At 56.8% G+C, this 15,735-nt stretch carries 9 protein-coding genes and 1 pseudogene; 6 read left to right on the top strand and 4 right to left on the bottom strand.

Annotation, left to right across the window (positions count from 1 at the left end; all coding sequences use genetic code 11):
• Window positions 1-508: 508 nt before the first annotated feature.
• Entirely contained in the window at window positions 509-1,747 is a 1,239-nt protein-coding gene (locus WA070_RS00095; protein WP_086486022.1) for an integrase, read from the bottom strand.
• A 166-nt stretch (window positions 1,748-1,913) separates the two neighbouring features.
• Window positions 1,914-2,435 carry a lytic transglycosylase domain-containing protein gene (locus WA070_RS00090; protein WP_422632205.1) on the bottom strand — a complete coding sequence of 174 codons (522 nt, stop codon included), beginning with the start codon at window positions 2,433-2,435 and terminating at the stop codon, window positions 1,914-1,916.
• Between the two features lie 532 nt (window positions 2,436-2,967).
• Between WA070_RS00090 and WA070_RS00085 the strand changes: the two are divergent.
• A pseudogene (locus WA070_RS00085) lies at window positions 2,968-4,002 on the top strand (conjugal transfer protein TraH); the annotation flags it as partial.
• A gap of 22 nt (window positions 4,003-4,024) precedes the next feature.
• Window positions 4,025-7,735, top strand: coding sequence for a conjugal transfer protein TraG N-terminal domain-containing protein (locus tag WA070_RS00080; RefSeq protein WP_422632204.1), 3,711 nt, complete (start codon window positions 4,025-4,027; stop codon window positions 7,733-7,735).
• Here the strand turns inward: WA070_RS00080 and WA070_RS00075 are convergent.
• Window positions 7,732-8,175 (bottom strand): hypothetical protein, encoded by a 444-nt coding sequence (locus WA070_RS00075; protein WP_217672981.1) that lies wholly within the window; start codon window positions 8,173-8,175, stop codon window positions 7,732-7,734. The genes WA070_RS00080 and WA070_RS00075 overlap by 4 nt on opposite strands.
• A 336-nt stretch (window positions 8,176-8,511) precedes the next feature.
• Between WA070_RS00075 and WA070_RS00070 the strand changes: the two genes are divergently transcribed.
• From WA070_RS00070 to WA070_RS00055, 4 genes are all read left to right on the top strand, one after another.
• Window positions 8,512-9,882, top strand: coding sequence for a Fic family protein (locus tag WA070_RS00070; RefSeq protein WP_422632203.1), 1,371 nt, complete (start codon window positions 8,512-8,514; stop codon window positions 9,880-9,882).
• Window positions 9,883-10,339: 457 nt separating this feature from the next.
• Window positions 10,340-13,642, top strand: a complete 3,303-nt coding sequence (locus tag WA070_RS00065) for a hypothetical protein (protein WP_422632202.1) — start codon at window positions 10,340-10,342, stop codon at window positions 13,640-13,642.
• On the top strand, window positions 13,629-14,114 hold the full coding sequence (locus WA070_RS00060; protein ID WP_422632201.1) for a response regulator: 486 nt from the start codon (window positions 13,629-13,631) through the stop codon (window positions 14,112-14,114). Before WA070_RS00065 ends, WA070_RS00060 begins: the two co-directional genes overlap by 14 nt.
• A gap of 5 nt (window positions 14,115-14,119) precedes the next feature.
• Window positions 14,120-15,343 (top strand): hypothetical protein, encoded by a 1,224-nt coding sequence (locus WA070_RS00055; RefSeq protein WP_422632200.1) that lies wholly within the window; start codon window positions 14,120-14,122, stop codon window positions 15,341-15,343.
• Between the two features lie 160 nt (window positions 15,344-15,503).
• Here WA070_RS00055 and WA070_RS00050 read toward each other — a convergent pair.
• Window positions 15,504-15,735: hypothetical protein (locus WA070_RS00050; RefSeq protein WP_422632206.1), on the bottom strand; the 232-nt coding region annotated here is incomplete at its 5' end.

Raw genomic sequence — 15,735 nt, 5'->3', positions numbered from 1 at the left:
CAGCGACAATCAAACCTGCGAGTAGCGCTTGCCAGCGTCAATCAAAGCAGGCACCACTTGAAAACCGCGACGATCAGTTCTCATCCTGATTGACGGAAACTTCTCATCCAGATCGCCGCGCCATATGTGGCGCATTGCGCAGCCAGGATACGGTTGTCTTCCCGCAGCCATTGTGACCGAATAGGTAGTTGATCTTTTTAAGGTTGGTGAGCTTCTCACCTGCGGCTGGATATGTCGCCTCGCCAGCAATCCCAATTGAAGTCAGCACTCCGCCCCCACGAGATAGTAATTCCCTGAACCGATCTAGCCGCCGGCGCGCCGTGCTTCCAGCCGTATTGCTCAGCTGGATCCGTTCTCGCACTAACGAGTTCTTCCCAAAGGTTCGGCACATCTACGGTCAGACCCTCTGTCCATCGGCATCGTTTGCTTCAGACAGAAGCAGCCATTCAAGCCGTGAGTCAGGAACGGCGGAAGTGTCCCAGCTTTCGTTCGATCTCGGCGCTGACGGCTAAGCAATTTTCGCCATGAGGCGACCTGCAGCGCCATGCTCAGCGGCGAGGTTGCGGTTGTAGGCGAGCGGCATCCGCGGCGATTTCCACCGGAGCGCATCCATAATGCCGGCCAAGTCCTCGCCACTCGCGAACAGATCCTGGTTCAGCCCAATCCGTGTCGAATGCGCGCTGATCCCTTTTAGCAATCTGGCCAAATCCTCTGCGGTCAGATCGGGCAGCGCGCCGCGATCGAACGCCCGCTGGATGATCGACCGAAAGATCGGCCCGATCGAGCCCGGGTGCAGCGCGACGGTGCCGATGTCATATTCGACGCGCGCCTTCACCGCCGGCTTGGATAGCGTCTTGCGCAGATCCCACGTTTCCCTGCCTGATATACTGTCGATCGGCCGCCCCCGCACGGTGGCGCGGGCCTTGTACCGCCGCACCTGCACCCGTCGGAACAGCGGCCCCACCGTGATCTCAGCCGCCTCGGTCCAGGCCACAATCGCTCCCACGGTGCGCGGGCTGAGGTAGGCGGTTGCCCCCTCTCCGTCCTGGTCGCCCTTGCTCCGCAGGATCTGCAGCAACCGTGCCTCGGGATCGATCGCCTCCTCGATATGCTCGACGGCTACCGCCACGAGTTCGGAGGCTCGCAGGCCGGTGTCATAGGCCGCCGACAGCAATGCACGATCGCGAAGGCCCGGCAGATCGTCTTCGCAGCTCTCGAGCAGCGCGCGGATGTTGAGCCCACGCGCCTTGTCGCGCTCGACGTCGCGCACCGGCCCTTTGAACCGCAGCGGCCGCGCCTGCTTCTGCGCCGCCCCCTTCTCGCGGCGCACAGCCTGCAGACGCAGCTTGACCAAAGGTGCCGACGTCGGATCCTTGAGGTCGAGCAATTGGTGGATCTTGGCGATCGACGCCTTGTAGCGCGCGAGCGAAGCAGGCCGGCTCCCCTTCCCTGCCCGCACATCGAGATAATCGGCCACAGTCTCGGCTGTGGCCGGCAACGCGATGCGGTTGGTGCGCCGACACCAGGCGTCGAACGCCTCGGCGTCGGATTTGAGCGCGCGGATGCTGTGGGGCGACGAGGCGGCCTGATAAGCCGCGATCAGCGCCTCGTTGACGATAACACGCTCGCCGGCGCGCATCTGCACGATTGTCCATGCAAGGTCGGCCGGTGATCTGAGGACCGGCATGAACGCCTCCGGCGTCGCCACAGAGGTTTTCTGCCCTTCCTGGGCGGTTTCAGTGCCCATGATGCCCTGCGCTCCTCAGCCGCGCCTATACGCACCTTATAGAGAGCGGTCAATTCCGCTTCTATGATAACTGCAATTATCGAGTATCCATATTATAGTTAATTTGTGCGCTTTCCAAATAGTTATGGCAGTTGGTTTTCTGATTTACTTGCAACTTGGCATATTTTCATTCGAATAAATCTGACCCAAATCTTTTAATCAGTTTTTCCGCGACATTCGCCCGATAGCGCTGCTGACGCAGCTTTGTCGGACTATGGTAGGCGCCAACAGCCTGCCAATAATCACCCGTCACAGCGAGCGCAGATAGAAATATCCAACGTGCGGCCCGCACATTGAAACAGGCATCGTGGATCAACCAATGGCGCACATCCGACCCGCTATGGCGGAGGATTTTGGAAATCCGTCCCACCCACCAACTATTGACCTGCATCGGTCCCAAATCATAGCTGCCGTCTGTGTTCAAAATCTCGGCACCAATCCACCCACCTTCCTGATCGCGCAGGCCCCACAGCGTCCTTTCGAGCCATTCGTGTCCCGCCGCTGCCTGCCTGATACATTTTCCAATCGTCATTTCGTGCAATGCAGGCAGCTTTGATCTGGCTTGTGCGGGCGAAGATTGAGTCAGCATCAACATTGCGAGCAATGCGATCGCAATACGGCAAGCGCAGGTCGCCAATTTAATGGTCATGACCACCTCGATAATCACGCGATTGGGTTGGCGAATTACCATCAGATTGTCGTGACGCTGCTTGATCGTTAGTCTGCCGGTGTTGGTCGTCGGACTTGCCAAGCAATGACGTCAGCCACCGATCGAGCATGTTTGCAACTGACTGCGCGCGGCCGACAAGGCTCGCCGCCAGACTGTCAGGTATCGGCTGTGATCGCCTCTGTCGCCCATCAAATGTCAGCATTTTGCGCGCTTCCCGATTCGCCTGCTGTAGCAGCCGCAGCTCGTCCCAGCGTTGCCCATGTCTGACTGCCCTGCCCTTGACGCTGTCCTTGTCGAGCCGACCGAGCCCTTCGAGCGCAGAGGTCTTCGTGCCAGAATTGCGTTCAAGCTTTTCGATCAGGCGATCCACGCTCTCCGTCCAAAGCTTCACCCCAAAGCGCGCGCGGGTGATGGCCGTGTAATAGTTCTTACCAGTGACCAGCGACGAACCTACCGGAGCGAGCACATAGACACGATCATAGGTTTTGGACTGTGCGGAATAGACCGTTTCATCATCTCGAAGATGGAGGCTGCGACCAATTTCCTCAATTCCATCCAGGTCAATGACTGCCGCCTCGCCAATCGCATGGTCCAGATCGCCAAAGGCGATGACAATATGTCGGGCATCATTGAGGAAATGACCGGCTATAAATCGGTGAAACAGGGCTTTGCCAAAAGCTATCAGCAAAGCCGCGAGAAGATCCAGGCAAACCAGAATAATCCGACCGAAGATTTGAAGGACGCGCTGGCCAATTGTCCGGCCGAGGTAACCGACATCTTTCGTACCGGTTCGCTGCTGTCGCATGCAGCCACGCGCGTGGGTGCAGGCGACTGGGCAGGCGTCATGCGCGCGCGGGTCGGCGACGTTTATATGCGCTGGGACGCGACCGACAAGGTGCCGATCTTCTCGGCCATCCCGGCCTGCCCGCATCAGGACAGCGAGAGTTCGCAGGATTTTCTGGCCGGCAAAGTCCAGAGCCGGGCGCTCGCTATGCCGCCCACCGCCACAGACTGCGCGGCAGACGGCGGCAAGGGCGCGCTCGAACTGGCGCAGGCGCGCATGAACTCAATCGCCACGAAAATCCGCACACGCGCCGCGCTGTCCGCCGAGGAACGGCAATTTGTCGCCAATGTGCGCACCTTGCCGGTCTATCGCCTGCTCGAATGGGGGGTGCGCCAGGGCGTGTCCGACAGTGTCATTGCCGACACGGACGAACTTGTTGCGCTGACGCTTGCCTATCAGATGCTCAACGATCTCACCCGCTCGATCGACTTCGCGGTGTCGAATGCCGAGCGGGGGGCGAACGTTGCAGGCGCAGCCGATGGCGCGAATGCCAATATCTGCCAGACGCGCATCCTTACCAAGGGCATGGAGCAGCTGCGCGACCTGCACGACGAAGTGCTGCGCCAGCGCGCGCAGATGCGGCAAAGCTATATGGCAGCGCTCGCCCAGGCCAATCTCTCGGCCAATTATGCAAGCCTGCTACGCACCCGCGATCGCGACGCGCGAGAGGCGACCGGCACCGTTTCCGGCACCAATCGCTGAACATCCAGGAAAGGCTCCACCGATGCGTCGCCTTGTTCGCGCCCTGTCCGCTCTTCCCTTGCTACTTGGCTCCACGCAGGCCTTTGCCCTGGAATCAAGTTTCCACACCTATGATGGCTTTGCCGAAACGGTCGAAGCGTTCCGCCTGGTTTCGATGATCTTTGGCGACCCACGCTATGAAACGCTCGTCCTGATCTGCGCGGTCGTAGGATTAGCGCTGGGCGTCGTGCTGGCCTCCATTCGTGGCCAGGGCATGGGCCTTGTCGGGTTCGGCTTCCAGATGCTCATGGGTGTTGGCCTCTTTGTCGGGCTGATCGCCACGACCGGTACCGTCCATGTCTATGACCGGGTGCGCAATGCCTATCAGGCGGTCGGCGACGTGCCCAACCTGATCGTCCTGGTCGCAGGCGTCACCAATTTGATGGAACGGGCGCTTGCCGAAACCATCGACGACAATAGTCTTGATCCCAGCGCCAAGCTGGAATTTGGGACCGGCGGTCATTCCTTCGACCTGTTCTTGAACGCAGTGTCACGGCGCGGGCCGATGACCGACAGTTTTCTCGATGCCACGATCAAGGATTATGTCCGGCAATGCTATCCGGTTGCCCGCATATCGCCTGCCTATGGCGTGGATGACGACCAGCTGTTCCGCGGGACGACCGATCTTCCCGCAGCCTTCGCCGCCATGGCGGGACCAGCGACGTTCAGCACAGTGCTCACCTCGGCCGACAAGGCGGGCACGACCATGTCGTGCCAGGGAAGCTGGGATCATATCCAGTCGCGTCTCAATGACTCCACCTTGTTTGAGGAGTATTCCCGCCAAGTGTGCCAGAGCACAGGCTATGATGTGGCAGACGCCAGTCAGCTCACCCGCTGTCGCACCCGGCTTGGACAAATGGGCGAGGTGATGATGGGGACGCCGCTCACGCTCCAGGCCTTCATGAGTGACATATTGCTGGGCAACAGCGTGGGAGATGTGCTGTACGAGGATAGTCCAGCGACTGCCGCGCGGGTCATGGCGAACCGGGCAGTCGTTTCAAGCGGGCTTTCGACCATGTCGGTCGCCAATCAGTGGATGCCGACCATTCGTGCGACGGTCTTTGGCATCATGCTGTTCGTGATGCCGATCGCGCTGCTATTCATCCTGACCCCCATCAACCTTCGGGTAGCTAGTTTTGCGCTCGGACTGTTCGTATTCGTCGCCATGTGGGGCGTGATCGATGCGGGCATTTATCAGCTCACCCTGGGCCGGGCGATGGGGGTGCTGGCCGAAATGCGGTCCAACCATGTGGCCGTCAATGCCTGGATGCTCGCCCCCTCTTCGGCGATGAAGGCGCTGGCGATATTCGGGACGTTTCGCACGGCCGCCGCTGGCCTTGCTGGCGCATTCGTGTTCACGGTGTTCCGCTTTTCGGGCAATGTCTTCTCTTCCTTCACCGGTGGCGCGTTGCAGGCACAGGGCCAGGGTAGCGCGGCGGCCGCACCCCTTATGACGCGGGAAGGGTTTGCCTCGGCGCTGGAATTGCAGGCATCGGCTAGCGGGACGATGGCCCGGCGCGGTGCAGCATCGAGCTTCGGGGACTTTGGTGAGCGCTCAACCTTTGGCGGCAACCGCGCCTTTGGTTCAGCGGGCAGCGTGATCGGCGATCATGGCAGCGGGCTCGCCGGAAACAGCGCTATGGCGCTGGGCGGCATTGATGCGGCGCGAGAGTTGGGCGGGCTGTCGCCAGCGCTTTTAGGGCGCGATCTTTCTGATCCCGCGATCACGCAGGCGGTGCGCGCCAGTGCCACGACCGGCGCTATTCATGACTTTGCCCAGAAGGATGCGTTGCGGGCGCTTGGCACCAGCTATTTTGGCGAAGGGCAATCGGGTGAGCGGGCGTTTGCGGCGTTCGCCCAGAATATGGTGCAGTGGAAGGCCTTCGGCGACAATCGCGCCTATGACATGATGTTGTCTGGCACCCAGCGCCATTTTGAGCGCAACGGTTATGATGCGAAGGACGCAGCGCTCAAAGCTTCGACTCTGATCGGGCAGGCTGCTGCTGATCCGACTTTCGCCAAGCTCAGCGCCAATGCTTTCGATCAGGAGCAGATGTTGCGCAATGACCTGACCGCAGCGCAGATGACGGTCGGCGCGATGGAAGGTCGCCGTGACTATGCCGGGGACCATGTCACCCAGGTGGAGCGTGGCAATGTGGCAACCGAGCAGGGCTGGCGGACGGGCAGCAATGCCGGGCAACGAGAAGCAGCCTCCATGCTCAGCCTGTCGATCGACGAAACCGGGCGGCGTGTATCCTTCATCAACGCGCTGTCTGGAGAAGCACGCTCGAGTGCCATCACCCAGCTTTCGCGTGCGACCGGGCGCAATGAGGCGCAGGTGATGCATGCCTTGGAAAGCTATAATGCCGCCACCCAGTTGGGAGCAGCCGATGGTGCGACTGCGGAGGCCGCGCGTGAAGGCACGAGCGTCTATGGACGGACGCGGGAAGCGGCGGGCTATGATTTTGCCGAGCGGTCGGGAAAGCTCGACGCGCAGCGCGAAGTTGGCCCGGACGGCACGCGCTCGGCCGCGCGCATTGGCGAACAGCGGCGGCAGAGCGAGAATTTTGGGTTTGCGCAAGGGGCGGCAGTGGCAGGAACTTCGGTGCGCGAGGCCGCGCGGCTCGACAGCTTCATCCAGGCGCTCAGCCGTACCGCCGGGAACCAGGTCGATATGGCCGTGGACGGCACGGCGGGCATCGCCGATCGGGCGCGCAACGAACGGCTTGGCCGCATCGTCGAGAATGAGAGGCTGACCCGGATGCAAGGATTGCTGCGCGACAATGGCGCCGACCTTACCAAAAGACAGATTGCGATGGACCAGAATGGCGACCTCAACCTCAATCTGACGCCGCAGACCGCTGCGCAGATGTGGCAGGCGGGCCTCATCAACGAAAGCCAGCTCGGCGCGATCGCCAAGGGTGGGCGGGCTCGGCTGAGTTTTGCCCATAACGACCTGTTGGTATCGAGCAGCACCGGGTTCAGCAAGTCGGCGCGCTCGGACACCAGCACGCGGTTCGAGGCAGGCAAACAGGCTGGGCCAGATACGGTCGAACATTTTTTGGGCGGCGGGGCGGAAGGCCATGCCATGATGGCAAACTGGCTGCGCGGCGGGTTCGAGATGGATCGCAAGGGCGAATGGCGGTTGAAGCCGCAGGTGGCCGATACGCTTCAGCGTGATGTTCAGGCAATCATGACGCAGACAGGATGGACGCGGTCGCTGTCGCGTAGTGCCAGTCACCAGGTTACCAATCGCACTTCTGTCGGCGCGTCACTTGGCGGCTCGGTAGAAAGTAGCGGATCTGGAAAGGGCAACGATCGTCATTCGCGCGGTAGTTTCAGTGGGCAGGGAGGATTTGAAACGTCCGATACTGGTTCCGCATCTACCGATGCCGCAGCGAATATCGACATTTTGAATTACGACGTTCGCAATGTGATTTCCGCCGCTGAGAAGGCCGCATCCAGAGCAAACGACCCGCACCAAGCGTTCACATCGGTATTGAGCAGTCGCATTCTGGGGGCAGAAGGCCTCCGTGATCACTATCTTAGCCAAGCCGCAGCCGGTCGCGGGACTTGGGACCTGACAGCACCTTTAACATCGATGGAACAATCCCAAATTCTAGAAAGCGGTCGATTTAGCGGTGATCGTCAGTCAGGCCTGGGTGATGGAAAACAATCATCTGAGGATCGCTAGTGTTTGCCACGGACATGTTTGTCGAGCCACTCTGTGCTGGTTGGATTGCCGGGATGCGCGTAGTATCTTGAGTTAGCGGGATTTGTGGGATCCATACGTCGAAATTCGCGATCATGCCGCCCGTTTGCATCTAAGTGACCGGCTGATATCCCGCTGCTCTCGCTACTGGAAGAGTGATGGCGGAACCACGTTCGAAAGAACCCAAAACCCAGTGCTGGTACCATCAGGAATGGATGAAAGAGCAGGATGAGTGGGGCGACATGATTTGTGTTCAGAAACAGATTCGGCGCGAAAAACGCAATCAGCCAGAATATTGCAGCTGCTGTCCACCATGACTTGGCATACCAGGGTCGCCAGAGCCAATGTGCTGCTTTTGGCTTTTCCAGATCTGAGCTCTGCGGCGGTTCACCTGGAATGGGTTTGTCTTCCGTTCCGCTCATGCGATCCTCCTTTTGGTCGATACTATCACGCCCGGGGTTCCGCGGATAAAAAATCACTCCCAAAATGGGAGCATTCACCCCCCACCCTCTCCTTCCCTTGGATAACTGCTGAAAGGTTGGTCGGAAGGCACCCATGCTCCAATCTTTGCAAAGCGCATGAGAGCAAAATGACAAGAAGGGCCGATCCAAAGAGCCGCCTGCTCCGCCTTCCAAGCATAACCCGGCCACCGCTTGCAAGCTTGCGCGAATTCCCGCGAAATTGCGCACAACCGCGATTAGTTGCGCATTGACTCTTATAGTTGCGCGATTTATCTTTTGCGCAACTAAGGAATTTATGTGGCACGACCAATACCTGAAGCTGACCTACAAGCGATCGAGGCCGCCGTGGCCCAATTCCCGGATGGTGCGTCAGCAGCGCAGATCACTGGCGCGCTCGCGGAACCTGGTGCCCGTCGTACCCTCCAATATCGTCTTCGCGCATTGGTTGACGCGGGTCGGCTACGCCTTACCGGCGACGGGCGTGCAGCCCGATATCACCATGGTGATGAGATCATCGCCCAGCCTGACCCAGCCGACATCGTCCCGATATCACCTGAAGGCAGCGCTGTCCTTGCCTATGTGCGCCAGCCCGTCGCGGTGCGACAACCGGTCGGCTATGAACGCAGCTTCCTGGATCGTTACCGGCCCAACGAAACCTTCTATCTGACCCAGCAGCAGCGCGATCATCTGGCTACAATCGGCAAGCCGCAGATTGAGGCCGCAGCGGCAGGAACCTACGCGAAGCAGATATTGAACAGGCTGCTTATCGACCTTGCATGGAATTCCAGCCGTCTCGAAGGCAACACATATTCGCTGCTCGATACGCGGCGGCTGCTGGATTTCGGGGAAGCCGCCGAGGGGCGCGGACCGCGCGAAGCGCAGATGATCCTCAATCATAAGGATGCGATCGAGTTTCTCGTCGCCAACGCCAACGATGTCGGGTTCAATCGCTATACGATACTCAACCTGCATGCGTTATTGGCGAACAATCTGTTAGCTGACCCTACGGCGGTGGGGCGACTGCGCCACATCATCGTAGGGATAGACGGTTCAACTTTTCATCCACTGGAAGGTCCGGGTCTCATCGAGGAGTGCTTCGATCAAATCCTTGCCACAGCGGCGGCCATCGACGATCCATTCGAGCAGGCCTTTTTCATGATGGTGCAGCTTCCATATCTTCAGCCCTTTGACGATGTGAACAAACGCGTATCACGCCTCGCCGCCAATATACCCATGATCCGGGCGAACCTTGCGCCATTGTCGTTCACCGAGGTTCCAGGCGACCTTTATACGCGTGCCACGCTTGGCGTCTATGAACGCAACGACATAACATTGCTGCGCGACGTATTCCTTTGGACCTATCAGCGATCCGCAGCGCGCTACGCCGCCGTACGTCAATCAATGGGTGAGCCAGACCCGTTTCGCCTGCGCTATCGGGAACAGTTGCGCGATGTCGTTCGGGATGTTGTGCGCGGCGCCTTGAGCCGACAGGCAACGCGCGCGCATCTGGTCACGACGTCCCGTGAATTCATCCCAACGGCCGATCAGGACCAGTTTGCCGAGGTCGCAGAAACGGAGTTGCTGGGCTTGCACGAGGGCAATTTCGCGCGATACCTGGTTCGTCCGTCGGAATTTGCTGCATGGCAACAAATCTGGAACGCAGGCTGATTGCTACGCTTACCTCAATGGCTTGCATTGGCCTCATACCGCCGGGCCGCTTTGCGGCAAGAACTGGGACTTTCGCGACGGTCCGCTTCGAGACACGACCCTGACCTAAGCGGACATTGTATTGTCCCATGGGTGGTATGCCTCAGGGCTTGTCAAGCCTCCGATCTCGATCTCTGTATTTTACAAAGGTTCTATTTCTTGTTCAAACTCATCTCGACCCGCGTCGACGAATGTCTTACGATTATCGTTTCTCCAAAGAATGCGGTCAAGTTGGGAGGAACGGCGGGGGGCTTCTACGGGTATGATGTTGAGTACGAAAACGGATAGCACGCAGGCTTTTATACAATTTCAGAATCGGTTTCGTGGCTTGATCTCACAATTCAGATCTCGCCGATTTGTCGAGAACCAGCGTGTTCTACCACATCGCGTGTTCCGTTCATCATTTCAGGATCTGCTGTTGGACGCGCGTGCTGCCATCAGCCCCAGTGAATATCGCCCTTACCTCGAATGGTTGGCAGAGCAAACTCAGGCGCAGCTTGGTGATCTTACAAGCATTCCGACCGGCTATGATGATCTCACAGGTATCTATTCCAAAGCTCCAGCCATATCGCTTGAGTATGAACTATTATGGCTCACCGAGCGATTTAGGACTGAAGCGCAGAAGCTGAACTTGTTCAACAAAGCAGTGGCACTCGTTCAGCAAGCCGCCTTCGCGGGCGAATATGAATCTGCAATCGCCGGGATTGACGCTATCCAAGAAGCGCTCGGCGTCTCCCTTTGGTCTGTCCAGCTACGTCTGGCGCTTGAACATCTGGCCGGTGGACTGGAACGGCAGAAACGCTATTCAGCACAGTTACGTAATATTCATCGTGCTGGGCTGCTTAATTTCACGGTCTATCATACTAGCGTGCGAAATGAGGATCGCACAACCTTGTCCAAATTTCTTGATGATATCGACCAGCGCATAACAGGGCTGACGCAGCACAGCGAACCGACAAAAACTTATGACCGATATCGTCTCAAGAATGAATTCCCTAACACCGACGAGGGGCTTGCCGAGATTTTGCGCGTTGAGCAAAGTCACGGCATAACTGACATTTACGAGACATTTGTCGCTGTACTGCAAGAGCTTGTGCGGCGCCAGCCGGACCCGGAGCGGGCAACGCTCATCGTTGACTGCATCGCCAGCATAGACGTCGATGATTTCAGGCTATGGAAAATAACCGAAATTCTCGATTCAACACGTCAGTTCGCCCTCCCTGTCCGGATCACCGAAATTTCTGACGCTTTGTTCGAAGGGCGCTTGTACCGCGCGATGCGCCTCGCGTGTCGCATCACATCGGACGATCCTTGGGAGTATATATATGCAGGCCTGGCGCTGGCATCTGCTAGCCGCGAGCGTAATCCGGTCAGTGCAAGGCCGACAGAGGTCGCCGAGCTGATCGCACGGGTGCAACGCCGATCCAACGGATCGGAAGATGCCTGGGCTCAACTGACCAAGCTAGCTTTGAACCTTCGTGGGCTCCCCTTGGCCGCAGGCCTATTTGAATGCCTCATGCAATTACGCCGGATCAGACCTGACCAGCCATGGCAGCCTTGGCTGGTCGGGCTCAATAGCCCCTATCGAGGCATTGAGGACCGATTATGGGGGTATGGATGCAGCCGTGATGGCAGCGCGTGCAGCCCCACTGATAAGGCTTGGTACGAAGCTTCCTGCCCTGGAGCCGACCCAGCAAAATCCTGTCGTTTAATCCGTGCTATCGGCCATATTGATCGCGGTGAATATGGGCTCGCTGGCGACGCGTTGGCAGACTTGAGTGACACATGGCCGCAATCTCTGCGGAATTTAGGCGCGCTTGTGCAGCTTCACGTCTTTTGGGCTCAAGGCATGCGGCAGGAAGTGATTTCTCTCATTGCGAATGAGGGAACACGCAGCCCCACGCACGCGCGGTTTCTGCCCGTCGTCAGCGCTTTGAAAAATTATCTATGGAAAGATTTCAAAGCTGTAGATCGTTCACTAGCAGCACCTAACGCGCTCCATCTTCTCTGGTCAGAGCAGGAGGTAAGCGAAACTGCTTCAATGATGCGCTTTGCTACAGGCCATGCGTTGCGTCGTTTGGCCGTAGCGCGTCCCTCTGATTTACAGTTCGGGTTGCTGAATATTGATCGACATGAGCTTATCTACTTTTTCCGCAAGGTGTGTGTACCCGGTATTCTTGACCTTTCACGGCTGTTTTCAGGTACGCGAGCCATTCTTGAGGAAAGGCAGGCCATCTGTGGCTTGCTCTCTCGGTTCGACAGCAAAAATCTAGAAATCTATCAAAGTGAAATCATTCTGATCGCCAACGATCTCGAGATGGACGATGGTCGTTGGATTGTAGACAGTACGCGTATCCATGTTGATAGCGACGGCCTCATGCGCTGGGCATTACGTGAACTGGCGGAAGATTACGGGCGATATCGCGATCTGGTGGATATCGATGTATTGGGACCGCAGTCGTTCGACGACGTACTTCAGGAGATTGAACGAAATTCTGCCAACAAAGCCGCTTTCGTCCCTGACAATGAAGCCGATGCCGTACTTGTCAGCATATTGAGACGCCTTGGTGAAGAGTTTCTCACTAATGCGGCCTTCGGGCTCGACTTCTATCTGTCGAAACGTGTTCGCCACCAAAGTTTCATTGGGCTCATTCGCGGCCCTCTCGAATTTGCTGATCTGATCACAACGCGAGAGTCAGAGGCTGGTGAATATCATCGCAATAACGTCTGGCTCAATCGTTTTGATCATGCTGATGAAACAGCGCAGCGTGAAATTGACAATGCTCTGCGGAATTTCGCTATAAAGTTTGATGAGATACTAATGCAGGCAAAGGACGCTTACTTTCATCTTCGTAGCATTGAAAAGCCGCAAGGGATGATATTGCTGACGCTTAATCGTAATATGATCAGTCTTGCTCGAGCTCTAATCAGGCTAGATTTAAATTTTTCTGAATTCATTCGTGTTGTTTTGCCCATATTATGGACTGGTATCGAAAGTTCCCTATCACAGATACGAACTTTCATCACCGACGACATGAAATCTCGCATAATTAACGAGTTCGATATCGTGCGAGCGCGAATTCGTGAGCTGGCTGAGCAGGACGGTGCATGGCTCGAATTCGATGCTACCATGGGCGGCGCTTCCAGTGAGGTGCAAATCAAACTCGATGAGGTCGCGCAATGGTTCGTACATGCAGATACGCTAAGGCAGCATCGCCTGTTCTCCCTCGAGCAGATACTCAAAATCGGTGTGGACACTGCGTTGAAGTCACAACGAGGCTTCTCCCCGCAAATTAGCCAGAACGCACAAGGCGATCTCGAGCTTCCTGCCTCCAATCTCGTGTTCGTCCATGACGTCGTGTTCGTCGGCTTGGGCAATGCACGCAAGCATTCTGGAATGAAATCGCCAAAGGTGGATGTGACGGCACAATGGAATGAAGCGGATTCGACATTGTCACTTGTGGTCGTCAGTGACTGCCGCCCCTCCTTTCGCGCCGACAAGGAACGGCAAGCCAATGTAATCCGCAAGATGATCGAGGAAGGATCACATGACCGCCGGACACGAACAGAAGGGGGAAGTGGCTTTGCCAAGCTCGCAGCGGTCGTTACGCAATCAGATCGCGGATCAATTAAGTTTGCGTTCACGGCCGAAGGGCGTTTCCGCCTTGATGTGACCTACGAGGTGCGTTTGTCAACGGGAGGTGCGAGTGACGACAATTGAAACGTCCATCCTGCTGGTTGAGGATGAGGCTCCAAAGCGACGGCATATCGAGAAGCTTCTTAGTGAGCTCACCCCGCGCGCGACTGTTTTGTCGGCACGGTCCGTCAACTCTGCGCTTGATGCGCTAGAAACGTCGGACATAAATCTTTTAATTCTCGATATGTCCTTGCCCACCTTCGATGTGGGTGAGCGTGAACGCGGCGGTCGTCCTCAAGGCTTTGGTGGAACAGAGGTTCTCCGGCATATGGCGATGGCGGAGATAGTCTGCCCGACCGTAGTAATTACAGGCTATGAAGGCTTTGTCCGCGAAGGTGGGAGCACGGTTGATCTCGCGCAGTTAAGAGCCGAACTGATCGACGAATTTCCGGAGGTGTTGCGGGCGGTCCTTCACTACAATTCGACCTTTGACGAATGGAAAACTGTCCTCGCTTCGACACTGGCCGAGGCTGGCATCACTAGGAACTCGCAGTGAGAATATTGATCGTCGATGACCGTCCGAAGCGTTACGACCGCTTGATTGCGGCATTTTCCAAAATTGGCATTAATCGGAACGAGATTGATCTTGTTAGTTGTACTGTTTCTGCGCGCGAGAAGATGGAACAGCATAATTACGATCTTCTCATTCTGGATATTCTCATACCGTTGTGGCCGGAAAGTGACGAGTCGATCCAGCATTCCGCCGACCTTCTTTTTGAGATTCGAGAGGGTGAAGTATCTAACCCACCGCGTCATATACTGGGGATAACAGCTGACCGAGAGGTCGGCGCTTCGGTACTTCGGGATTTCGAGGCGTACACATGGACGGTTTTGGAATTTTCGGCGGATAATGACGACTGGTTCAATCGCGCTACCAACTGTGCACGATATTTGCTCGATCAATTAAAAATCGCCAACGGTCCGAGCGAGAAGCCAAGCGATATTGCGATCATCTGCGCTTTGGCGAAACCAGAAATGGAAGAAGTGCTAAAACTGCCATGGAACTGGTCAGCATCGCGCCCTATCGATGACATGGTTTTCGTTCATGACGGGTGGTTTGAATCGGGTGGCAGGACTCTAAAAGTCAGTGTGACATCCGCGCCGCGCATGGGAATGGTTTCTACGGCTTTGCGGACAGCGGCTATCGTCGAGAAACTCAAGCCTCAGCTTGTGGCCATGACCGGAATTTGTGCAGGGGTTCGTGGGAAGGTGAAGCTTGGAGATGTGCTCTTTGCAGACCCATCTTGGGATTTCCAGAGCGGAAAGCGTGCTCGAGACAAAGAAAATACCCAGTTCTCTATACGTCCCCATCAATTACCCGCATCGGCGCAGGTGCGCAGCCATATCGAACAGTTGCGCGGCGACAAAAATGCCCTTGGAATGATCGCCACGGAGTTTGAAGGAACGCCTTCCGGTGTACCTCAGATACATGTTGGCCCTGTTGCATCAGGATCCGCAGTGCTTGCCGACGGTGAAGTGATCAAAGAAATTCGCGCGCAGCATCAAGAATTGATTGGCGTTGAAATGGAGATCTATGGCCTGTTTGCTGCTGCTCAAGCTGCATCCCGACCACATCCACAATACTTCGCACTCAAAGGCGTATGTGATTTCGCAGATCCAGACAAGGAGGACGGACATCAACATTTTGCCGCTTATTCCAGTGCCCAAGTTCTACGTGCATTGCTGGAGCGCTATGGGCATAGACTGGTCGTCGAAAAGGCGTAGTCGTCTGCGGAATGTATGGCGGGCTTCAGCCAGAAGACATTATGCAGAGAGGCTCTCATTAAGCGGAAGGTCCGCTGTTAGGGACGCAAACTTGGCATCTGAATGACGAGGAAGGGTCGATCGTTATTGTAGGACGAATGAACTTTCTTTCCGCATATTTTCATTCAAACTTGAGTTGCTGCCATTCATTGATCAGCAATCTGTATTTTTCATAGAAAATTGCCTCTTCGTCTCCCGTTAATGGCGTTGTTTCGGGAGAGAAAAAGTATGCATCCGGTGAGAACCGCGGATCAGGCCGCTTGGCGTTGATCGTCTGTGACGCGCCAGTTCCAGGGGAGCAGTTCGTGGAGCCGGCTCTGTGGGATGTCGGCGATGCGGCTGAGCACATCGGC

Source organism: Sphingobium sp., from assembly GCF_049304695.1.
Taxonomy (GTDB): domain Bacteria; phylum Pseudomonadota; class Alphaproteobacteria; order Sphingomonadales; family Sphingomonadaceae; genus Sphingobium.
This window is presented reverse-complemented; position numbering and strand designations above follow the sequence as displayed.

What these genes read in the sequence shown, in the direction of transcription:
- WA070_RS00095 (WP_086486022.1), bottom strand. Translation starts at nt 1,747, where the DNA reads ATGGGCACTGAAACCGCCCAGGAAGGGCAGAAAACCTCTGTGGCGACG.
- WA070_RS00090 (WP_422632205.1), bottom strand. Translation starts at nt 2,435, where the DNA reads ATGACCATTAAATTGGCGACCTGCGCTTGCCGTATTGCGATCGCATTG.
- WA070_RS00080 (WP_422632204.1), top strand. Translation starts at nt 4,025, where the DNA reads ATGCGTCGCCTTGTTCGCGCCCTGTCCGCTCTTCCCTTGCTACTTGGC.
- WA070_RS00075 (WP_217672981.1), bottom strand. Translation starts at nt 8,175, where the DNA reads ATGAGCGGAACGGAAGACAAACCCATTCCAGGTGAACCGCCGCAGAGC.